This is a genomic window from Bradyrhizobium altum (assembly GCF_020889705.1).
In the GTDB taxonomy this organism is placed as follows: domain Bacteria; phylum Pseudomonadota; class Alphaproteobacteria; order Rhizobiales; family Xanthobacteraceae; genus Bradyrhizobium; species Bradyrhizobium altum.
In genome coordinates this window covers 1-21,446 of sequence record NZ_JACMYP010000048.1, presented here as the reverse complement: position 1 = coordinate 21,446, position 21,446 = coordinate 1, and the positions used below count along the sequence as shown (strand labels likewise).

At 64.0% G+C, this 21,446-nt stretch carries 20 protein-coding genes, 1 tRNA gene and 3 pseudogenes; 10 read left to right on the top strand and 14 right to left on the bottom strand.

The window, feature by feature from the left end; all coding sequences use genetic code 11:
• The first annotated feature begins 182 nt into the window (after positions 1-182).
• The 7 genes from H8B02_RS15065 (at position 183) to H8B02_RS15035 (ending at position 7,186) form a co-directional block, all read left to right on the top strand.
• Positions 183-947 carry a Crp/Fnr family transcriptional regulator gene (locus H8B02_RS15065; RefSeq protein WP_229166952.1) on the top strand — a complete coding sequence of 255 codons (765 nt, stop codon included), beginning with the start codon at positions 183-185 and terminating at the stop codon, positions 945-947.
• 63 nt (positions 948-1,010) lie between these two features.
• Positions 1,011-1,730, top strand: a complete 720-nt coding sequence (locus H8B02_RS15060; protein WP_229166951.1) for a prolipoprotein diacylglyceryl transferase — start codon at positions 1,011-1,013, stop codon at positions 1,728-1,730.
• Positions 1,711-3,156: a radical SAM protein gene (locus tag H8B02_RS15055; protein ID WP_229166950.1), complete on the top strand. Its 1,446-nt coding sequence runs from the start codon at positions 1,711-1,713 to the stop codon at positions 3,154-3,156. Before H8B02_RS15060 ends, H8B02_RS15055 begins: the two co-directional genes overlap by 20 nt.
• Positions 3,153-3,422 carry a hypothetical protein gene (locus H8B02_RS15050; protein ID WP_229166949.1) on the top strand — a complete coding sequence of 90 codons (270 nt, stop codon included), beginning with the start codon at positions 3,153-3,155 and terminating at the stop codon, positions 3,420-3,422. The genes H8B02_RS15055 and H8B02_RS15050 overlap by 4 nt, the downstream gene beginning before the upstream one ends.
• Positions 3,423-3,428: 6 nt before the next feature.
• A complete protein-coding gene (locus H8B02_RS15045; RefSeq protein WP_229166948.1) occupies positions 3,429-3,668 on the top strand; it encodes a hypothetical protein in 240 nt (79 codons plus the stop codon).
• A gap of 282 nt (positions 3,669-3,950) precedes the next feature.
• Positions 3,951-5,777, top strand: a complete 1,827-nt coding sequence (typA, locus tag H8B02_RS15040; RefSeq protein ID WP_176534435.1) for a translational GTPase TypA — start codon at positions 3,951-3,953, stop codon at positions 5,775-5,777.
• Positions 5,778-5,935: 158 nt separating this feature from the next.
• Positions 5,936-7,186 carry a flavin monoamine oxidase family protein gene (locus H8B02_RS15035; RefSeq protein WP_229166947.1) on the top strand — a complete coding sequence of 417 codons (1,251 nt, stop codon included), beginning with the start codon at positions 5,936-5,938 and terminating at the stop codon, positions 7,184-7,186.
• Positions 7,187-7,207: 21 nt separating this feature from the next.
• On the opposite strand, the gene H8B02_RS15030 is transcribed toward H8B02_RS15035, so the two are convergent.
• The 4 genes and pseudogenes from H8B02_RS15030 to H8B02_RS15015 all read right to left on the bottom strand — a co-directional run bounded on the left by H8B02_RS15030 (position 7,208) and on the right by H8B02_RS15015 (position 10,479).
• Complete coding sequence (locus H8B02_RS15030) at positions 7,208-8,113, bottom strand: HNH endonuclease (protein WP_229166946.1); 906 nt, start codon at positions 8,111-8,113, stop codon at positions 7,208-7,210.
• A gap of 87 nt (positions 8,114-8,200) precedes the next feature.
• A complete protein-coding gene (locus H8B02_RS15025) occupies positions 8,201-8,608 on the bottom strand; it encodes a thiol-disulfide oxidoreductase DCC family protein (protein ID WP_229166968.1) in 408 nt (135 codons plus the stop codon).
• A 60-nt stretch (positions 8,609-8,668) separates the two neighbouring features.
• Positions 8,669-9,994: pseudogene (locus H8B02_RS15020) on the bottom strand (SDR family oxidoreductase); the annotation flags it as partial.
• A gap of 17 nt (positions 9,995-10,011) precedes the next feature.
• Complete coding sequence (locus tag H8B02_RS15015; protein WP_229166945.1) at positions 10,012-10,479, bottom strand: DUF2269 family protein; 468 nt, start codon at positions 10,477-10,479, stop codon at positions 10,012-10,014.
• Between the two features lie 371 nt (positions 10,480-10,850).
• Here H8B02_RS15015 and H8B02_RS15010 point away from each other — a divergent pair, with 371 nt between their 5' ends.
• Positions 10,851-11,360, top strand: coding sequence for a GNAT family N-acetyltransferase (locus H8B02_RS15010; protein ID WP_194457662.1), 510 nt, complete (start codon positions 10,851-10,853; stop codon positions 11,358-11,360).
• Positions 11,361-11,525: 165 nt separating this feature from the next.
• Positions 11,526-12,056, top strand: a complete 531-nt coding sequence (ppa, locus tag H8B02_RS15005; RefSeq protein ID WP_092121280.1) for an inorganic diphosphatase — start codon at positions 11,526-11,528, stop codon at positions 12,054-12,056.
• 190 nt (positions 12,057-12,246) lie between these two features.
• Here ppa and folD read toward each other — a convergent pair whose 3' ends face one another.
• From folD to H8B02_RS14990, 3 genes are read right to left on the bottom strand one after another with little or no spacing between them, the layout of a single operon-like run.
• On the bottom strand, positions 12,247-13,131 hold the full coding sequence (folD, locus tag H8B02_RS15000) for a bifunctional methylenetetrahydrofolate dehydrogenase/methenyltetrahydrofolate cyclohydrolase FolD (protein ID WP_229166944.1): 885 nt from the start codon (positions 13,129-13,131) through the stop codon (positions 12,247-12,249).
• Position 13,132: 1 nt separating this feature from the next.
• A complete protein-coding gene (locus H8B02_RS14995) occupies positions 13,133-13,468 on the bottom strand; it encodes a DUF167 domain-containing protein (protein ID WP_229166943.1) in 336 nt (111 codons plus the stop codon).
• Positions 13,469-13,505: 37 nt separating this feature from the next.
• Entirely contained in the window at positions 13,506-13,796 is a 291-nt protein-coding gene (locus H8B02_RS14990) for a YggT family protein (protein WP_229166942.1), read from the bottom strand.
• 297 nt (positions 13,797-14,093) lie between these two features.
• Here H8B02_RS14990 and H8B02_RS14985 point away from each other — a divergent pair.
• Positions 14,094-14,169, top strand: a tRNA-Ala gene (locus tag H8B02_RS14985).
• Positions 14,170-14,283: 114 nt separating this feature from the next.
• On the opposite strand, the gene H8B02_RS14980 is transcribed toward H8B02_RS14985, so the two are convergent.
• The 7 genes and pseudogenes from H8B02_RS14980 to H8B02_RS14950 form a co-directional block, all read right to left on the bottom strand.
• Positions 14,284-15,093, bottom strand: coding sequence for an enoyl-CoA hydratase (locus H8B02_RS14980; protein ID WP_229166941.1), 810 nt, complete (start codon positions 15,091-15,093; stop codon positions 14,284-14,286).
• Between the two features lie 148 nt (positions 15,094-15,241).
• Complete coding sequence (locus H8B02_RS14975) at positions 15,242-16,069, bottom strand: glutamine amidotransferase (RefSeq protein ID WP_229166940.1); 828 nt, start codon at positions 16,067-16,069, stop codon at positions 15,242-15,244.
• Between the two features lie 143 nt (positions 16,070-16,212).
• Positions 16,213-16,992, bottom strand: coding sequence for an SDR family NAD(P)-dependent oxidoreductase (locus H8B02_RS14970; protein WP_229166939.1), 780 nt, complete (start codon positions 16,990-16,992; stop codon positions 16,213-16,215).
• 227 nt (positions 16,993-17,219) lie between these two features.
• Positions 17,220-17,722: pseudogene (locus tag H8B02_RS14965) on the bottom strand (tellurite resistance TerB family protein).
• Between the two features lie 182 nt (positions 17,723-17,904).
• The gene (locus H8B02_RS14960) at positions 17,905-19,314 is read right to left on the bottom strand and encodes an adenylate/guanylate cyclase domain-containing protein (protein ID WP_229166938.1); all 1,410 of its coding nucleotides are present in this window, start codon (positions 19,312-19,314) and stop codon (positions 17,905-17,907) included.
• A 143-nt stretch (positions 19,315-19,457) separates the two neighbouring features.
• Positions 19,458-20,843 (bottom strand): cytochrome P450, encoded by a 1,386-nt coding sequence (locus H8B02_RS14955; RefSeq protein WP_229166937.1) that lies wholly within the window; start codon positions 20,841-20,843, stop codon positions 19,458-19,460.
• A gap of 83 nt (positions 20,844-20,926) precedes the next feature.
• Positions 20,927-21,446: pseudogene (locus tag H8B02_RS14950) on the bottom strand (hydrolase); the annotation flags it as partial.

The window sequence follows — 21,446 nt, the reverse complement described above, 5'->3', positions numbered from 1 at the left end:
TCGATGATGGATGAGAGGACCGGATCAGTCCGGCCGGATGGCCCGCGACCGGCGCCCGGAAGCACGCCGGCTGTTCCAGAGATGAAACCCATCACATCGTAAGCTGCGGCGTCTGTTCACTAGTGCACATAAAAGCTGGAACTTCTTCAGTATGGTCGGCGTTGGGTCTTCAGGATTTCCCAATGATTGCGAAACGGACCGATTTGGCCGGGACGAATGACCGGCCGTTCAACAATCTCTTGCGCCGGCTGAACGCCGCCGACTACGAACTGATCGCGCCGCATCTTTCGGTGGTCGAGGCGGCGGCCGGCGATCTGCTCTACAATCCCGGCGACGACGTTCAAATCGTGCATTTCCCATGCGGACCGAGCCTTGCGTCCTACCTGGTAGCCAACGAGGACGGCCGCGACGTCGAGACCATCCTGGTCGGCCGCGAGGGCGCGGTCGGCGGCATCGTCAGCCAGGGATTCCTGCCGGCCTATACCCGCATCACCGTCAAGTTCGGCGGGCCGTTCGTGCGGCTACCGATCAGCAAGCTCGACGCCGCGAAGCTGACGTCGATCTCGGTGCGCAACATCTTCGCGCGCTACGCCGACTGCATGCTGGCGCAGATCTTCCAGTCGACCGCCTGCAACGCGATCCACTCGATCGAGCAGCGCGCCGCGAAATGGATCATCTCGGCGATCGAGCGCACCAATGGCGATGGCGTGGTGCCGCTGACGCATGAGCAGCTCTCGACCCTGCTCGGCGTCGGCCGCAGCTACACCAGCCGCGTGATCCAGAACTTCAAGGCGGAGGGCGTGCTGGACACACGCCGCGGTGCGATCGTGATCCGCGACCCGGACAAGCTCAAGCTGCGCTCCTGCCAGTGCAACGAGGCGGTGAAGGATCATTTCGAGGAAGTGCTGCGCGGGGTGTATCCAAGCGAGGACAACCCGGCGAACTAGGCAGGCCGGACGCAGCCAGGAACCCGCTATCGCGGACCGCGAAGTTCGCGCTACACTCGCCTCATGAGTGGGGCTGAACTTCACGCCGTTTTCGACGTCGCAGCATGGTGCGCGGCGGCCGTCGCGATGTGGTGGCTGTCGCGCGTGCGCGGGCTGCAATTCCCGCGGCAATCCTTCGAGCTACCCTACATCGCCGCGCTGGTGTTCGGCGCCGGCATCGGCGCCTACATCTTCGGCACGCTGAACCTGTGGTTCTCCGGCATATCAGGCATCGCCCGCTCGATCGAGGGCGCATTGGCGGGCAGCATCGTCGCGATCGAGCTCTACAAATGGCTGCATGGCATTTCGCTGCGCACCGGGGCGCGGTTCGCGCTGCCGCTTGCGATCGGCATCGCGGTCGGCCGGTTCGGCTGCTATTTCGCGGGGCTCGAGGATTTCACCTATGGCACGCCGACCGCGCTGCCCTGGGGCCATGATTTCGGCGACGGCATGCTGCGCCATCCGGTGCAGCTCTATGAAAGCCTGGCGATGGCAGCGTTCGCCGCCTTCTATGTCTGGGCCGTGTTGAACCGCAACGCCACATTCATCACCAATGGATTCTACCTCGTACTGTTCTACTACGGCCTGCAGCGCTTCGTTTGGGAGTTCATCAAGCCCTACGGCGCGCTGATCGGCCCGTTCTCGCTGTTTCACCTGCTGTCGCTGTTTGTCATGGTTTATGCCGCCGTCATGCTGGCGACGGCCCCGAATGTGAGCTTGAAGCATGAACGCGCCGCTGCGTAAGTCCCGCCCTTACATCTTCTGGGGCCAGACCCAATCGCTTTGCGAGACCTGCCTGAGCCTGGTGCCGACCAAGATCCAGATCCTCGGCAACGAGGTCTGGTACGAGAAGCGCTGCAAGCAACACGGCGTGCAGTCGACCTTGGTCTCGACCGATTCGGCCTATTGGCGGCTGTGCAAGGATTTCATCAAGCCCGGCGACCGGCCGCTGGCCTTCCAGCGCCACACCGAATTCGGCTGTCCCTATGATTGCGGGCTGTGCCCGGACCACGAGCAGCACTCCTGCCTGGCGCTGATCGAGATCACCGAGCACTGCAACCTGACCTGCCCGGTGTGCTTTGCGGAGTCCTCGCCGGCGCGCACCAGCTTCACGCCGCTGGAGAAGATCGAGAAAATGCTCGATGCGCTGGTGGCGAACGAGGGTGAGCCAGACCTGGTGCAGATCTCCGGCGGCGAGCCGACGCTGCATCCGGATTTCTTCGCCATTCTGGATGCGGTGCGCGCCCGCCCGATCCGCCACGTCATGATCAACACCAACGGCCTCAGAATCGCACGCGAGCCGGACTTCGTGGCGAAGCTCGCCGAGAACAAGCGCGGGCTGGAAGTCTATCTGCAGTTCGATTCGCTCAAGCGCGAGGCGCTGGTCAATCTGCGCGGCGCGGACCTGCGCAAGATCCGCCAGCAGGCGCTGGAGAATCTCGAGCGCGAGGGCGTCTCGACCACGCTGGTCGCGACCATCAAGCGAGGCGTCAACGATGCCGAGATCGGCGACATCGTCCGCCATGCCCTCACCTGGAAATGCGTCCGCGGCGTCACGCTGCAGCCGGTGCAGGCCGCCGGCCGCAACCAGGATTTCAACAAGGACACCGACCGCATCATGCTGTCGGAGATCCGACAGCATGTGATCGAGACCGGGGTGTTCGGCGACAAGGACATGATCCCGCTGCCGTGCAATCCCGAGAGCATCTCGATCGGCTACGGCCTACGCAACGGCGACAAGGTGTTGCCGCTGACCTCGCTGATCCCGCAGGAACAGCTCGTCGCCGTGATGCCCAACACGATCAGTCCGGAGAAATATCCGGTGCTCCGGGAAAAGTTCGTCGATTTGTTCTCGCTGTCGTCGGGGCCGCTGAACACCTCTGAGCGGGTCTGCGAATTGCTGTGCTGCCTGCCGAGCTTCGAGGTGCCGGACGGCCTGACTTACGAGAACGTGTTCCGCGTCACCATCGTGCAGTTTCTCGATCGCTTCAATTTCTGCGTCGGCAACGTCAAGCGAAGCTGCATCCACTTCGTCACCGAGAGCGGCGCGATCATCCCGTTCGACACCTACAACCTGTTCTATCGCGACGGAAAGATCGACGGCATCCGCGCGAGTCTGGCCGGGCAGACCTATCGGGAGGCACGGCAGGGTGAGGGGGTGCCCCGATGAGCGACGACGACCGCCCCATCAATCCGGATGGATCTCTGCCCTCGCTGCCCCCGCCCCTTCCGCCACCACGCGGCGGCTGCGCGACTGCGTTCATGGTGCTGTTCGGGCTGATCCTTCTTCTGCCCGGGCTCTGCGCCCTCCTGTTCGGGTTCGGCGTCCTGAGCGAGTCGAGAACCGATCCCTCCATACTCTTCCTGATCCTGCTCGGGCTCGCGGTCTGCTTTGCCGGCGTGATGCTGATCCGCGCCGCGATCAAGGGGAGCTAGGACACCGTGAGCAATTCCGACATATCCCCGCCGCCGGAGACGCCGCGACAGGAATCGCGCCTGCCGCCCGGCTGCGCGATTTTCATGCTGATCATCGGGGTGCTGCTGCTGGTCCCGGGCGCCCTCTGTGTGGTCCTTAGCGTCAGTCTGGGTGGGTCCAACGACCCGATCACCGGGCTCGCGGTGCTGGTGACGCTTGGCGGGCTCGGGCTGATTGTGTTCGCGCGGGCGCAGAAGCGAGGCTGAATCGGCCCTGAAAAGCCCCTCAAAACCGGCTTCCGGAGCGAAAATCAGGCACTTAAACCGCCAATAAACCGTTGTTTTTTGGCGTTTTCTGACTATATTGCGCCGCAACGCGCAAGGTGCCCGGTCCTCTGACCGGGCTTCCTTTTTGGGGTGATGCGTCCCCGTCAAATTTCTTGGGTATGAGCGTGATCCGGGCCCCGATTGGGCCACGTGAGCGAGCGGCCGGCCAAACTGGTCCGGCGAGATCGCGCATCTGACCATTGCACGACCAGAAGAAGAGCCATGAACCTTCGTAACGTCGCCATCATCGCCCACGTCGACCACGGCAAGACCACGCTCGTCGACCGCCTGCTGCAGCAATCCGGAACCTATCGCGAGAACCAGAAGGTCACCGAGCGCGCCATGGACTCCAACGATCTGGAGCGCGAGCGCGGCATCACCATCCTGGCCAAGGCGGCCTCGGTGCAGTGGAAAGATACCCGCATCAACATCGTCGACACCCCCGGCCACGCCGATTTCGGCGGCGAGGTCGAGCGCATCCTCAACATGGTGGACGGCGCGCTGGTGCTGGTCGATGCCGCCGAGGGCCCGCTGCCGCAGACCAAGTTCGTGGTGTCGAAAGCGCTCAAGGTCGGACTGAAGCCGATCGTCGTGATCAACAAGGTCGACCGCCCCGACGCACGCCCGACCGAAGTCATCAATGAGGTGTTTGACCTGTTCGCCGCACTCGATGCCTCCGAGGAGCAACTCGACTTCCCGATCCTGTACGGGTCGGCCAAGCAGGGCTGGATGGGCGACAGCCCGGAAGCTTCGCATGACGCCGGCATGCAGCCGCTGTTCGACCTGATCGTGCGCCACGTCGCGCCGCCGAAGGTCGAAGAGGGCCCGTTCCGCATGATCGGCACCATCCTCGAAGCCAACCCCTATCTCGGCCGCATCATCACCGGCCGCATCTCATCGGGTTCCATCAAGCCGAACCAGGCCGTGAAGGTGCTTGGCGCCGACGGCAAGACCATTGAGCAGGGCCGTATCACCAAAATCCTCGCCTTCCGCGGCATCGAGCGCACCCCGCTCGAGGAAGCCGACGCCGGCGACATCGTAGCGATCGCGGGCCTCACCAAGGGCACCGTCGCCGACACCTTCTGCGACCCCACGGTCGAGACGCCGCTGCCGGCGCAGCCGATCGATCCGCCGACGGTGTCGATGTCGTTCATCGTCAACAACTCGCCGCTCGCCGGCACCGAAGGCGACAAGGTGACCTCGCGCATGATCCGCGACCGCCTGATGCGCGAGGCCGAGGGTAATGTCGCGCTGCGTGTCGTCGAGGCCGCCGACAAGGATTCGATGGAAGTCTCCGGCCGCGGCGAATTGCAGCTTGCGATCCTGATCGAGACCATGCGCCGCGAGGGCTTCGAGCTCTCGGTGTCGCGCCCGCGCGTCGTGCTGCAAAAGGACGAGGCGACCGGCGCCTGGCAGGAGCCGATCGAAGAGGTCGTGATCGACGTCGACGAGGAGCATTCCGGCGTCGTGGTGCAGAAGATGAGCGAGCGTAAGGCCGAGATGATCGAGATGCGCCCGTCCGGCGGCAACCGCCTGCGGCTGGTGTTCTACGCGCCGACCCGCGGCCTGATCGGCTACCAGGGCGAACTGCTCACCGATACCCGCGGCACCGCGATCATGAACCGCATCTTCCACGGCTATGCCGCCTACAAGGGCGAGATCCAGGGCCGCCGCAACGGCGTCCTGATCTCGAACGACCAGGGCGAAGCGGTGGCCTATGCGATGTTCAAGCTGGAAGATCGCGGCCCGATGATGATCGAGCCGGGCTGGAAGGTCTACAAGGGCATGATCGTCGGCGAGCACACCCGCGACAACGACCTCGAGATCAACGTGCTGAAGGGCAAGCAGCTCACCAACATCCGCACCACCTCGAAGGACGAAGCGGTGCGCCTGACGCCGCCGATCCGCATGACCCTGGAAAAGGCGCTCGCCTATATCGAAGACGACGAGCTCGTCGAGGTGACGCCGAAGTCGATCCGGCTGCGCAAGAAGCATCTCGATCCGAACGACCGCAAGCGCGCCGAAAAGGCCAAGGAGGCTGTAGCTTAAGCCCATCTGTCATGCCCCGGCTTGACCGGGGCATCCAGTACGGCCTATCGGCTCAATCATCGCCGTCTCTGGAATACTGGATCTCCCGCATTCACGGGTGATGACAGTTATGCGCGTGGTGACTTCAGGCGTCTTTCCAGACGTGCTAGAGCCGGGACATGAGTTCCCTTCCCTCCACGGTCGATGTTGCCATCATCGGCGCCGGCGCTGCGGGCCTCGGCGCCGCGCATGCGCTGAAGGGCACCGGCCTTTCCACCATCGTTCTGGAAGCCCGCGACCGTCTTGGTGGCCGCGCGCATACGATCCAGGCTGCGCCTGACGTGGTGTTCGACGTCGGCTGCGGCTGGCTGCACTCGGCCGACCAGAACAGCTTTGTCGGCATCGCCCAGCAACTAAACTTCGAGCTCAACAAGGACCTGCCGCCGTGGCGCGAGCGCGCCTATGGCAAGGCATTCCTGCAGGCCGACCGCGACGCGTTCATGCTTGCGCTCGACCAGTTTTACGATCGCATCGAGCAGGCCGCGCGCGGCGGCAAGGACGCATCCGCCGATCGCTATCTCGAGCCCGGCAACCGCTGGAACCCGATGATCGATGCGATCTCCACCTATGTGAACGGCTGCGAGCTCGACCAGCTCTCGATCCTCGACTTCGACGCCTATGAGGACAGCAACGTCAATTGGCGCGTCAAGCGCGGCTATGGTGCGCTGGTCGCGGCCTATGGCGAGCAAGTATCGGTCGCACTCAATTGCGAGGTCCGGTTGATCGATCATTCCGGCAAGAGAATCCGCATCGAGACATCGCGCGGCGTGATTGAGGCGGACAAGGTGATCATCACCGTGCCGACCAACCTGATCGCCGACGAGGCGATCCGCTTTTCCCCTGCGCTGCCGGGCAAGCTCGATGCCGCGCGCAGCCTGCCGCTCGGCCTCGCCGACAAGGTGACGCTGGCGCTCGCCGAGCCCGAGGCGCTGCCCAAGGAAGGCAACCTGCGCGGCGCCACCATGCGCACCGAGATGGGCACCTATCACATCCGCCCGTTCGGCCAGCCCTGCATCGAGGGCTTCTTCGGCGGCCGCTTCGCGCGAGAGCTCGAAGATGCCGGCAACGGCGCGATCGCCGCCCACAGCGTCGACGAGATCGTCTCCTTCCTCGGCAATGATTTCCGCCGCAAGCTGAAGCCGCTCAGCGAATCCCGCTGGGCGCTTGACCCGTTCGCCCGCGGCTCCTACTCGCACGCGCTGCCCGGTCACGCCGACAAGCGCGCCGTACTGGCCGCACCGGTCGACGGCCGGCTGTTCTTCGCCGGAGAGGCCACCTCGCCGCATTTCTTCTCGACGGCGCATGGCGCAAGGGACTCGGGCGAGAGGGCGGCGAAGGAAGTGGTGGCGGCGACCAGCCAACCAGAATAGTTGCCCGACTGGTGAGTCGTCTCACTTTTTGAAGACAATGTCTCTGTGAAATTTCAGATAGTGCGGGTTTGGATAAAGGGTCTGATCTTTCGGAAGATTGATCAATCCGCTTTGATTAAGAAGCCTAACAGCATCTTCGGGAACGTGATTCTTAGAAACTAGTATCTTGTAGTCATCGCCAATCGAGATCAGCCCTCGATCAAACATCCAGTGCACTGTTCCGGACAACGCCAGCCCGTTCCGAACTGAGTCGGGTCCGTCTGACGCCACTGGCTGAATGTGTGCGGCCTGCACCTCGGGGCGGCCCCCGCCATTGATCAACCGCAAGCCTGTAATGGCACATCTATTGGAATAGGCCGCTCGCACGCTGTGCATAAATGATTTTTCTCGAAACGGCCGGGAAACAACCATTTCGACAACTGGTCGTTCGAACGGTGTGGGCGGTTCGGAATATCCGGGTGGTGACGGCGCCTCCGTCGAAGGCACCTCGCCAAGAATTGGCGCAAAGCCAGCTCGCAATATCCGGTCGAATTCACTATCGGGGATGAGCCGTACAGCTCGACCAAACGCACCCTTGTTGGTGCTGCCGTCATCCTTCTCGAGTGCACTCTCGTAGTACTCGCCCTGCTCCTGAAACGGGACGACCGTGTCGAAATCCAGATACGTCGCGCTATCGATAATTGCAAAGTAATGATCTGGTAATTCGACGTCCTCAATCACTGAACTGACGCGAGCAACACCGAAATAAGATTGACGACCTCCCCTACTTGAGAGGTCAGAGCTTGATCTTCGTGGTTCGTAGTAGACGATGTAATCGCCGACAGTCTGCTGGACATAATTAAGATATGTGCGCGGAAAGTGATACCTCGCTTCAGGCAGGTCCTTGTAGCTCGGAGTAACCTTTGAAGTAAAAACTGCCTTGGACATAATCGAAACCTTCGCGCACAACTATCTTAGCGTCATTCAATCTAAAGTGGCTCTTGCTATTTGGATAGTCTCCGATCTTTGGGCCTCCTACTCTAAAACCCTCGCCCGCATATCCGCATCCGGCAGAAAACACGTCTCGTACTTCCCGAAGATGTTGTAGCGGTTGCGCGCGATGAGGCTGTAGACCGCGTCGCGCAGCGGCTTGGGTACTGCGAACAGCGCGCGGGTCCAGCTCCAGCCGGGGAGACGGCTCAGCACCGTCAGCGCGGCGTCGGATTTCATCCAGGCGATGCCGCCATGGACCACCGCGTTGGTGTCGGGATCGTTGGGGTCGATGCCGAAGGTTTTTGCCAGCCGCGTGCCGTAACCGGACTGGATCGGCGTGAAGCGGAAGCGGCGCGTTGTGTCGCGCGCGATGACGAAGCGGACCCAGCGCGAGCAGAAGATGCAGACGCCATCGTAGAGGATCACGTCGTCGTCGGGCCACTTGCTCATCTTGATTTCCTTCGACGCGTTTTCTTCACGCGAGCCGGTTCCCACTTCGCTTGAAACGCATCGGTTATCCAATGTCAGCAACGCGACCAGCATCAGCACGATTGCGGGCCCGGTCTTCACCAGCGCGCCGAGCGGCTCGATCCAGAGATCGGGCGTCAGGATCGCGGATCCGGCCATGTAGCCGAGCGAGGCGACGGTGCCTGCAACGAGACCGAACGCCGCGGTGCGACGGAAGGCGATCAGCACACCGATGCTCATGTCCATCAGGCTGGTCAGCACCGTCATCGGTCCGACCAGGGCAGGCGGGAAATGGTGCGCGCCCAGGATGCCGGCTGCGGCGTCGTAGGAGATGACCAGCGCGATGAAGCCGGACGCGCCCCAGAACAGCACGAGGCTTGCGAAGATCAGCGCCTTGATCAGGAACAGCCGGGCAAACCATTTGTCCTGAATGGTCGCCGGGCGGCCGCCGACGGCTTGCGCGATGGTCTTCGGCACGATGCCGGTCGCCGCCATCCAGGCTCTGGGATCGCCGGTGACGCCGCGGCGCAATTCGGCGATCGCATTGGAGCGCAGCGGCGGCATCCAGCCGAGGCGGCTCGAGAGATCGCCGAGGCGGGCGCCGAGATCGATCAGGAACGGCGGCGTCGGAATGCGGACATGTTTCGCCGTGCCGAACGACCAGCGGAACTGGGCGATGACGCCGCCAAGCGAGATTAGCTGCGGCTGCATCAAATCCCATGTCACCGATCGCACCGCTTCATCGGTGATATCGCGCGTCGCGAGCCAGGCGATGGTGGCGGCGATATCCTCGACCGCAACCGGCTGGAACGGCGGCGCGGCCTCGCCGGCCGGCAAATCGACCGGCAGCGCCGCCAGCGCACGCAGCATGGCGCTGCCGCCATAGGCCGAAGGCGCGATGACAAAGCCCGGGCGCAGGATTGCATGCGCGACCCCTGACGCCGCGATCAGCCGTTCGGCCTCGCGCTTGGTGGTGCTGAAAGCTGTGCGATCCTCACTATCCGTGCCCGGAATCGAGATATGGACGAGACGGACGGCACGATGGCTGTCACGGATCGCCGCCAACAGACACGCCACGAAATCGCGATGCACCGCGCGGGTGTTGCTGCCCGGACCATCCTGCAGCACGCCGAGGCAATTCACGACAACGTCTGCCTCGTGGGTACGAAGCAGCTGCGTCAGCGCCGCAGCATCCATCGACATCACGGGAAGCTCGAGGTCGGCCGCGCTCATCTTTTGCGCCGGGGTGAAATGCCGCGCGATCCCGATCACATGAAAGCCGCGCGTCCTCAGATCGTCGGTGAGGTAGCGCCCGATCAATCCTGACGCGCCGAGCACGAGGATGTTGTGTGATGCGTCGTCACTCATGGGAGTCGGCTCGTGCGCTAAAATGGCTTCGCGATCATCAGCCACAGGATAATCATCACCGATCCGAAGCCGGGAATCCCGAACAGGAACCAGCGGCGAAACAGCGCGGAGTAACGCGGCGGCAGCGGAAGACCCTTCTCTGCGGCCGCCTGCGCGAGGTCGCGCATCTCCATCTGCATGAAGATGACGGGAACCCAGAACGCGCCGGCCAACGCGTAGAGCGCCAGCGAAACCAACAGCCAGCGTTCGGTCAGGCTTGTGGCGGACAGCATCATCAGCAGTCCGCCGCTGACCGGCTGCAGCAGCACGGCGTTCAGCGTGAAGATCATGTCCGCGATGACGACGGTCGCCGCCGTGCGCGCGATGAAAGCCGCATCCTGCGTGCGATGCGCCGCCAGCATGAAGAAGGCGATGCCGGTCCCGGTGCCGAGGATCACGATGGCGCCGAGCACATGCAGATATTTGATCAGGAAGTAGAGCGTCATCGCAGTTCGCTCGTGGTCAGGCCGGTTTCGGCGCGTACAAATACCGCCGCTGCCATAGGCCGGGCGCGCCGAAAATCCACTGCGTCGGCGCAGGCGCAGCGCACTCGGAGTACCCAAATTGCGCCTGGATTCGCTCACAGAATGCTGGCGGCGAATCAGCTTCGAATGAGCTTTTTCATACGACGGCAGTGTCATACTGGGCTGGCGATTCACGCTTTGCACAGGGCTGGACCCGCGATTGGTCGCTTGAACCCCGCAAGTGTCCTCTTTCGGAACAAGTTTTCATGACACTGATGCAAAAAATCCACACGTTAACTGATAATTAACGATGGACCTTGAAGGCGGCCCGCTGACTTGCTTTGATTGGACGCATGAGCACAACGCTAATCGAGGTCCGGCCGGCCAAAGCTGCAGACGCGGCCTCGGTGGCGTCTACCCATGACGAAGCCTGGCGCTCGGCGTATCAGGGAATCATCCCCGGCGCCGAACTCGAAAAGCTGATCAATCGCCGTGGCCCACAGTGGTGGGACAGCGCCATCCGCAAGGGCAGCCGCGTCAGCGTGCTGGTGTTCGGCGACAGGATCGCGGGCTACGCCAATTACGGCCGCAACCGCGCCCGCAGCCTGCATTTCGAAGGCGAGATCTACGAGCTCTACCTGCGGCCGGAATTCCAGGGCCTCGGCTTCGGCCGGCGCCTGTTCGCCGCAGCCCGCCGCGACCTCCTGCAGAGCGGCCTGAAGACCATGGTGATCTGGGCGCTCTCCGACAACGAGCCGGCGACCGAGTTTTACCGCGCGCTGGGCGGCCGCATGGTGGCGCGCTCCTCGGAGCGGTTCGGGCCGAAGTCGCTCGACAAGGTCGCTTTCGCCTGGAGCAACTGAAAATCCTGCTTCTCTCGCAGCTGCAGCAAGGCTAAACAGCCTAAGCGTTTGCGCGCGACGGCCAGCCCGGCTCCCAAGGCCGGGCCTGATGCTGTTTCGCGGCCTGGCGGCGCCAAGCAAAAAATCACATCGTTCTCCACTTCCAAAGGCCACGCGGAGCAATCCATGCGTATCGACGCCATATCGATCGGAAAAAATCCGCCCCACGACGTCAACGTCATCATCGAGGTTGCCGTCGGCGGCGAGCCCATCAAATACGAGATGGACAAGGAGGCCGGCACACTGGTGGTGGACCGCTTCCTCTACACGCCGATGCGCTATCCCGGCAATTACGGCTTCATCCCGCACACGCTGTCGGGCGACGGCGATCCCTGCGACGTGCTGATCGTCAACACCCGCGCGATCGTGCCGGGCGCGGTGATGAGCGTCCGCGTGGTCGGCGTGCTGCTGATGGAGGACGAGGCCGGCGGTGACGAGAAGATCATCGCGGTGCCGTCGTCGAAGCTGACCCAGCGCTACGACAAGGTGCACAACTACAGCGATCTGCCCGACATCACGCTGCAGCAGATCCGGCACTTCTTCGAGCACTACAAGGATCTCGAGAAGGGCAAGTGGGTGAAGGTGCTGCGCTGGGGCGACGCCGACGAAGCCCGCAAGCTGATCCTCGAAGGCATCGAGCGCGCGAAGAAGAAGTAGGCGCGCTGCCTAGACTCCCTCGCCCCGCTCTTGCGGGGTCGAGACGAGCGAAGCTCTCTCTTAGAGGGCCGGGGTGAGGGGCTGCCTCCGCGAGTTGCGAACGTCGAGAGACCTGTACCCCCTCACCCGGATTGCATCTGACGACGCAATCCGACCTCTTCCCGCAAGCGGGGCGAGGTAAGGAAGGAAACTACACCGCAGGCGCCGGCAGGCCGGCAATCGCGCAGGCGGCGCGCAGTGTGTTGACCAACAGGCACGCCACCGTCATCTGGCCGACGCCGCCGGGCACCGGCGTGATTGCGCCGGCGACATTGAGCGCTTCCTGGAATGCGACGTCGCCGACCAGTTTCGGCTTGCCGCCCGCAACCGGAATGCGGTTGATGCCGACATCGATCACGGTCGCGCCCGGCTTCAGCCAATCGCCGCGCACCATCTCCGGACGGCCAACCGCCGCATAGACCAGATCAGCCTGCGCGCAGAGCTTTGCCAGGCCGCGCGAGCGCGAATGCGCGATCGTCACCGTCGCGTTCTCGTTCAGCAGCAATTGCACCAGCGGACGGCCGACCAGATTGGAGCGGCCGATCACGATCGCGTTCATGCCCTCGAGCGAGGGGTGTACGCTCTTGGTCAGGATGATGCAGCCGAGCGGCGTGCAAGGCGACAGCGCGGCAAGGCCGCCGGCGAGCCGGCCGGCATTGTTCGGATGCAGGCCGTCGACGTCCTTGGCCGGGTCGATCGCATTGATGATGGTCTCGGTGTGCAGCGATTTCGGCAGCGGCAGCTGCACCAGGATGCCGTGCACCTGGGGATCGCGGTTGAGCTGTGCGATCAGCGCCAGCAGATCGGCCTGCGACACATCCTCCGGCAGCTTGTGCTCGAACGAGGCCATCCCTGCGGCCTGGGTCTGGGTGTGCTTGCTGCGGACATAGACCTCGCTCGCCGGATCATGGCCGACCAGCACGACGGCGAGCCCTGGTGTGAGCGCATGGTCGCGCTTGACGCGGGCGACCTCATCGGCGACGCGGGCGCGAAGCTCGGCGGCGATGGCTTTTCCGTCGATGATGCGGGCAGTCATGTCAGTCCCTTGTTTGCTGGTTCGGCCCGGCCGCCGTCAACTTCCGCAATGTTTCGCCAAGCCCTTTCGGGTCGCCGTCCACCGCCACCTGCTTCAGCCGCGAGGTGGCGCCGGACAACAGCTTCACCCTGGCCTTGGGCACGCCGAGCGCCTTGGCCAGCAGCTCGGTCACCGCACGGTTGGCCTCGCCGCCTTCCGCAATGGTGCGGACCCGCACCTTCACCACCGAGCGGCCGTTGGCCAGCGTCTCGATCCCGTCGATGTCGTCGCGGCCGCCGCGCGGCGTCACGCGCAAGGCGATGCTGATGCCCCCGGTGGAATAGCGCCAAGGATCCATCGCCAGGGCTCCATCAGCAAGGGTCGATCGCGAGGGATCAGATCACGTTCGGATAGACGTAATAGGCGATCACCCGCTGGATGAACATAATGATCAGAATCACGATGATCGGCGAGATATCGAGACCGCCCAGATTCGGCATCACGTTGCGAATCGGCCGCAGCACCGGCTCGGTGATCCGGTACAGGAACTCGGCCACCGCGGAGACGAACTGGTTGCGCGTGTTGACCACATTGAAGGCGATCAGCCAGGACAGGATGGCGGAGGCGATCAAGAGCCAGACATAGAGGTCGAGGACGATGATGACGATGTCGAGAACAGCGCGCATATGATGGGGGCTCGCGGGTGGGACGACCAGGTGAAGCGCAACGAGACCGGACTGGGCCGCCAGCGCGCTTCTTGTTTGAGCAGGATCTTTTCGGAAAGCCGCGACGCACTTTTTGCTGGCGCGGCCCGCCGGGTCCGGATCATGCTCTAAATATCGGTTCGTCCCCCCGCAAACAAGGGAAGTTCCCGGCGGGACGGGCCGAAAACCGTTGTTTCACCGTTCTTGACTTGGCCTTGGGCGGGACTGTAAATGGCGCCCGACTGACGGCCGGGATACTCAGCAACACCCGGCCGCAATGGGGCCATAGCTCAGCTGGGAGAGCGCGTCGTTCGCAATGACGAGGTCGGCGGTTCGATCCCGCCTGGCTCCACCACGCTTCGCCCTTCGGGCTACGCGTGGCGCAGCTGCGCAGAGCCCGAAGAGCGAAGGTGGTGTCCGGCGAAGTCCAGAGGGCGAAGACGGACTTCTAACCAGGCCCCCCTCCTCCTCACGTCCCCGTAAACCGTGGCGGCCGCTTCTCCACAAAACTCGCGACGCCTTCCCTGAAATCATTGCCCTTCAACGCGATCTGCATTTCGCGGTTGGCATCGATGGTGGCTTCAGCGAGGGTCTGGAACGGCACGTCGTAGACTTGGCGCTTGATAGTCGCGATCGCGCTCGGCGAGACGAGATCGGCGAGATCGCGGGCATAGGCATAGGTTTCCTCACGCAGCTTCTCCGGCGAAGAGAGCCGGTTGACGAGGCCGATGCGCAGCGCCTCCGCAGCCGGCACGCGCCGCGCCGACATCAACAAATCGAGCGCGTTGGCGTGGCCGACGATGCGCGGCAGCATCCAGCTGATGCCGTGCTCGGCAATCAGGCCGCGCCGCGCGAAGGCGGTGGTGAACACCGCGCTGTCGGCCGCGAAGCGCAGGTCGCAATACAGCGCGTGGACCAGGCCGATGCCGGCCGTGGCGCCGTTGAGCATCGCGATCACGGGTTTCTTGATGGCGGGGTAGTAGGCGTAGCGCGTCTGCCAGTCGGCGCGGCGGTTCATGTCGAACGGAATGTTCTCGCCGCGCCTGACCTCGTTGGGATCGATCCCCTTCAACGCTTCCATGTCGGCGCCGGCGCAGAAGCCGCGGCCCGCGCCGGTCAGCACGATGACGCGAACATTGTCGTCATTGGCCGCCGCCTCCATCGCGTGGCGCACGTCGCGCTCCATGATCGCGGTCCACGCATTCATGCGGTCGGGGCGGTTGAGCGTGATGGTCGCGATCCTGTCGCTGACCTCATAGAGGATGTGTTCGTAGCTCACGGCGATCTCTCCCTGTACGTGTTGTTGTGTTTGTCTTGTTGTTCTGAATTCGCGCGACCATGCGGCGCCGCGCGCGGCCGTTGCGAGACTAGCACAGAAGCGAAAATGAAAAGCCGTGTCGTGTGACGCGCGAAATTCCGCGCGGCGGCTATTCCGCGGCCTGCAGCATCACCGGCCGCGGCACGCGCGCGATCCAGCCGTCGATGAAATGCTTCAGCCACGCGCGCTCGGCGGCATCGTGCACGGCGCGCTCGGCGAAGTGCCGATGACCCGGCTGCGCGCCCGGCGAATCCATCCGCGCGCAACCGCGCGTGGTCCAGCGATGCATCATCGCGTAGGTCACGTCGGGATGGAATTGCAGGCCGAAGGCGTTGCCGAACTGGAACGCCTGCACCGGGAAATCATCGCCCGTTGCGAGCAGGTCCGCGTCCGTGGGCAATTGAAAGCCCTCGCCATGCCAGTGATAGACCCGCGCAGGCCAGTCCGGGCACAGCGCGCGACCGGCCTCCGTCGGCCGGATCGGGTAATAGCCGACCTCGACGCGGCCTTGCGGATGCGGGGCGACCTTGGCGCCGAGTTGCCGCGCCAGCATCTGCGCACCGAGGCAGATGCCGAGGAACGGGCGCTGCTCGCGCAGCGGAACTGAAATCCAGTCGATCTCGCGCCGCACATAGTCGTCGGGATCGTTGGCGCTCATCGGACCACCAAAGATCACCGCGCCGGCATGCGCCTCGAGCGTGTCGGGCAGCGCGTCGCCGAAACGCGGACGGCGGATGTCGAGGGGGTAGCCCAGGGCGCGCAGGGCGTTGCCGATCCGGCCGGGGGTCGATGTCTCCTGATGCAGGACCACCAGCACCGGCCGCAGCGACGCCTGGTCCGAGATCCGATGCGCAATCTGATCCTTGGGCGTGACCGCGGCCGGCCTTCGACTCGCGAAGGGCACCACGACACGGCATTGGTCAGACCGGAACGACATTGCCTCTGCTTAAAGTTTCGGCACGTAAGGCACGATCATAGCTAAGTGGTCGTTAACATCGTGTGAGTTTGCGCACACCCGTGCGAAGCAAATCGCGGGCCAGAAACAGCCTTAACGGCGATGAAGGGCGCTTTCCGGTGAAGCTAGCGCTTGCGGAGTTGAAATCCGCCGACCGCGGTCAGGATGAAGGAGCGCGGAAACAGCCGGAGCAGGAACGGCACCATTTTGATGAAGGCGCCGGGCAGCACGGCGCGCTTGTTGGCCATCAGACCGCGATAGGCCTGGCGGGCGACCTCCGCCGGCGCGACGTCGAGGATGGCGGAATCGAATCCGGGGGCAAAGCCGGCGCGGTCCTGGAATTCGGACGGCACGGGACCCGGGCAAACCACGGTGACGCGCACGCCCTTCGGCGCCAGTTCGCAGCGCAACGCCTCGGAAAACGACAGCACATAGGCCTTGCTGGCATAGTACACGGCCATGCCAGGGCCCGGCAGGAATCCGGCGATCGAACCGAGATTGAGGATGCCGCCGCGGTTGCGGATCAGCTGGTCGGCAAAGCGCAGCGTCAGGTCGGTCAGCGCGCGGATATTGACGTTGATGATGTCGAGCTGTTCGGCGCGGTCGCGCTCCACGGCAAGGCCGAACAGGCCGAAGCCGGCATTATTGACCAGATATTCGACCTCGACCCCGGCCTCGGTCAGGGCCTGCGCGATCCTGTCGCCGGCATCGGTCTGCTGCAGATCGCAGGGAATCACGATCGGCGCCGCGCCGCCCTTGGCACCGAGCTCGTCGGCAAGCGTCTTCAGGCGATCGGCGCGCCGCGCCACCAGCGCCACGCGGTGACCATTCGATGCAAACACGCGCGCCAGTTCGGTGCCTATGCCCGCCGATGCCCCGGTTATCAGCGTCACACGCTCAGTCACGTTTCAAGCTCTTACTGCAAATTCTAGTGAGGTCCCCAACGGGGCGACGAGAGCATAGGGATGCGGTGTGACGCAAGCCGCGTATGGGCTTGTGGATAGCGGCGGGGCCGCTGGTTTCGTGACGAAACGACCGATTTTCAGTCGGATCGCCCACAATCGCGGCGGACATTAAAATTTCGTCATCCGCAACGCCGGCAGGGGGGCGTCCGCCTGCGCCGGCAGCCGTGTCAGATTGCCGCGTCTGCCGTGCCCCAGGGGCCCTTTGGCAGCTCCGCCTGCTTCTCGGCGACCCGGTGCTTGAGATCGATGCGGTCGCGCGAGGAAATGCCGAGCAGATCGGCGCGCGCCAGACCACATTGTCCTCGAACTCGCTGACCTGGCCGTCGGCATAGACCAGCTCCCACATCATCTCGACGATGCGCAGCCGTCCCTCCTCATTCACCGAGCGCATGATCACACTGGTAAAGTGATAGAGATCCACGGCCTCGCCTTCGACGCGCATGGCGGAGGCGATCAACTTGTCGGCGGTGCCGGGATCGAGCTGAAAGCGGCTCTCGATCAGGCTGTGCAGCTTGCGCGTCTCGGCCGGCGTCGGCTCACCATCCAGTGAGACGACATGTACCAATAGCGCGGTCGCCGCCAGGCGGTAGTCGCCGTCATCGAAGGCGCGGTCAGCCTGGGCATCGGGGGAGACGATATCGGCAATGAATTGGCGGAGTCCGTCGAGCATCGCTCTCTCTGTGGGATGAAGCCTGGAAGCTTTGATTGAGCATCTGTCCGGAAAACCGCTACGCACTTTTCCGGACCATGCGCTGTTGAAATCTATATGGCGTGGAAACAGGACCGACGCAATCCGCGCGGGTTCCCGCTGCGGCATTACGTTTCAGCAAGCATTACGTATCGGCAATGTGACTACGGTATCTCGTACACCACGAGCTTGTCGGCAATGCCGCGCAGCGCCGCTTCCTTCTGGATCGGCTTGATCGCCGCGCGATCGAGGATGCCCGCGACCTCCGCTGCTTCCATCACCGGCTGGGTCAAATGGATTTCCTGTGACGTCGACAGGCTCTGCACCCGTGCGGCGATATTCACGGTCTGGCCGAAATAATCCTGCCGCTCGTTAAGCGTCACCGCGAGGCACGGCCCCTCATGGATGCCGATCTTGACGATCAGATCTTCCTTGCCGCGCTCGGTGTTGAGCTGCTTCATCGCGGCCCGCATCCGCAGGCCCGCCGACAATGCGTGCTCGGGCCGGATGAAGGTTGCCATCACGGCATCGCCGATCGTCTTCACGACTGCGCCGTGTTCGGAGGCGATGATCTCGAGCAGCGCGTGGAAATGCGCGCGCACCAGGTCGAACGCGGCGAGATCGCCGACCCGCTCATAGAGCGCGGTCGATCCTTTGAGATCGGTGAACAGGAAGGTCAGCGCGGTGATCTTCAGCCGCTGGTCGACGGTGAGGTTGTCGGCCTTGAACACGTCGCGGAAGGTCTGGTTCGACAGCATCCGCTTCGCAGTGAGGATCGGCTTGCGCTTGCCGAGCAATTTGTGCAGCGGATCGCCCGCGATCCACACCGACGGCAGCACGCGAACGTCGGCGTGATTCTCCAGCGAGAGCCGCAGCGGCCCCGGCCGCATCGTCGAGGTGCCGGTCGGCGCATGAGACTTGTTGAACGCGATCGAGAACTGCTGGCGCTCGGTGGTCGGCTCGCCCTCGACAGCAAAGAAGTGCGCCGAATGCGTCACCGGCTCGAACACGATGACGAATTGATTGGGCAGATTGAGCGACAGGATCGCCTTTTCGCCGGGCGGCAGCTCGAGCCCCTCCAGCGTCACCTCGTTGATCAGGGTCGACACCGCGCTTTCGTCGAACTCGATCCCGGAACTCCAGAACATCTGTCGGAAATATTCCCAGATCGGCAGCGTGTTCGGCTCGTGCGCGGCGATGTGACGGACCCGCGGGCTGACCGTGAAGGCAACCTCGACCAGCTCGTCGACGGAGGCCTCGTAGCCGGCTGCGCACAGCGCGCAATTGTAGTCGTCATGGCGCAGCGACTTCAGCGTGGTGTGGGCGTCGAGCACGCCGCCACAGCCCGGACACAGCACGTTCCAGCTCATGTCGAACAGGCCGAGCCGCGAAGCATGCAGGAAGCCGGAGATCACCTTCTCCTGGTCGAGCCCGGTGCGGCCCGCGAAATCCAGAACGTTGATACGATTGAGCTCGCGGTCATGGCCGTCCGCGATCAGTTGCTGCATGGCATCGACGACGGCCGGATCGGTCGTCTGCCTGAGGACTGCGAAGTGGGCTTGCGTATCGCTCATGGTGAGCCCCTAGAGCATGATCCGGAAAGGTGTGTAGCGGTTTTCCGCAAAGATCATGCTCAAAACAAAGAGATAGAGCGGGATGACGATTCGACGAAGAGTCAACCCGCTGTAGATGAGCATTGGGACACCGCCGCGCAAGGTCAGCGCAGCTTGATCGTGAACACCGGGGAGCGGTTCGGCTGTGTCGTCACCACGCCGATCGGAAGCACCGGATCCTTGTCCGCCAGCGCGACACGGAACGTGCCGATGATCCGCGCAAGCGCAAGCGTCGCCTCGACCAGCGCGAAATGCGCGCCGATACAGACCCGCGCACCGACCCCGAACGGCAGATAGGCGAAGCGATCGGGCGGCGTCTCCGTCATGAAACGTTGCGGCACGAACGCGTTCGGCTCGCGCCACAGCTTTTCATGCCGGTGCAGCAGCCACGGCGCGATCAGGATTACGTCATGCTTCCTGACCGGACGGCCCGCGATGGTGTCGGGACCACCAGCCGCACGCGCGATCAGGAACACCGGCGGATAAAGCCGCATGGTTTCGTCGATCACCGCGCGGGTGAATTTCAGCCGCTCGATGTCGAGCGCGCCGGACGTCGTCACGCTCCTGACTTCTGCTGCCAATTGTTCCTGGGTCTCGGGATCGAGCGCCAGCAGATAGAGCGCCCAGAACAGCGCGGTGGCGGTCGTCTCATGACCGGCCAGGATCATGGTCGCGACCTGGTCACCGAGCTGGGCGTCGGTGAAGGCCTCGCCGGTTTCAGGATCGCGCGCGGCGCCCATCAGGTCGAACAGGTCGCGCCCCGGCGCGTTGTCGTCCTTGCCGGCGGCGCGACGCTCGGCCATCAGCTGGCCGACAAACGCGGTCCAGCGCTTGCGGAAACGGGCGCGCCGGAAATCCTGCAGGGTCGGCCAGCTCAGGGGCAGTACCAGGTCGAGCATGTGCGGCCGCGCCAGCGTGTCGCCATACTCCATCACGAAGTCGCGCAGCGCGGCGCCGTGGCGATCCATGCCGAACGAGAACATGGTGCGGCCGGCGATCTCCAGCGTCATGCGCTGCATCACCTCGCGCAGATCGACCGGGCCGCCGCTCGCGGCCTTCAGCTTGGCGATGGTCTCGTCGACCGCCGCGATCATGTACGGCACCAGCGTCGTCACCGCGCGCGGCGTGAACGCCGGCGCCAGCGTGCGGCGCTGATGCTTCCACGCGCGGCCCTCGGCGATCAGCAGTCCCTCGCCCAGCATCGGACGCAGCACGCGGATGCCGGCCGGCGTGCGGGTGTAGTTCTCGTAATTGTCGACCAGCACATGGCGGATCGCATCCGGCGTGTTGAGGATGAAGCTCGAGCGGCCGAGAAAGCGGCCCTGGACGATGTCGTCCTCATAGGCGCGCTGGCCCCAGGTTTCGATCGGCGAGTTGCGCATCACCCGCATCCGCTCGAACGCACCCATGTCGTCGGGCGCGCGTGGCGGCGCGGGCGGGACCAGGGGACGCCGCGTGACCGTGATGTCGTAGACTTCGGCTATGCTCATGGTCCTCGCTTCCTGCCTCACGCAACGGCCGATCCGGCCATGCGATCCCGGCGCCATGAAGGCGCGCGGACCCTGCACCAGACCTAATAAGTCAGCTCGGCGACTGCAATCCGATTCTCCGACGCCGGCCAGGCCCGCGCCACGATGCGCTCCCCATTGAAGATCGCAGCGACCGGACGGCCGAGATCGGCTGCGGCGAGCCGCAACGTCGTCACCGCATCGGTCGGCACGCCGGATTTGACATCGGCCGGTTCCTTGCCGTCCAGCAGCACGATATCGCGCGGCAGCCCGAAATAGCCGCGCGGCCGTGACATCAGCACGATTGCGCCGGCACCGGCATCGGCAGGCAGCAGCGGTCGTGCCGCGCGCAGGTGCACGATCTCGGACGAGCGCGGAAACGGCGAGCGATAGATATGCGTCGTCACTGCATCAGGCGAGGTCAGCACCAATTCGAGCGGCCAGGATGGATCGACCTGCGCCGGCCCCCAGCGGCCGTCGGCGCCGGTCTGCGAGCTGTGCAGCGGGCCGCCGATACGCTCGCCGGTTTCCGCCGACACGCGATAGATGTCGACCGTGGCACCCGGCACCGGCCGGTTGGTCGGC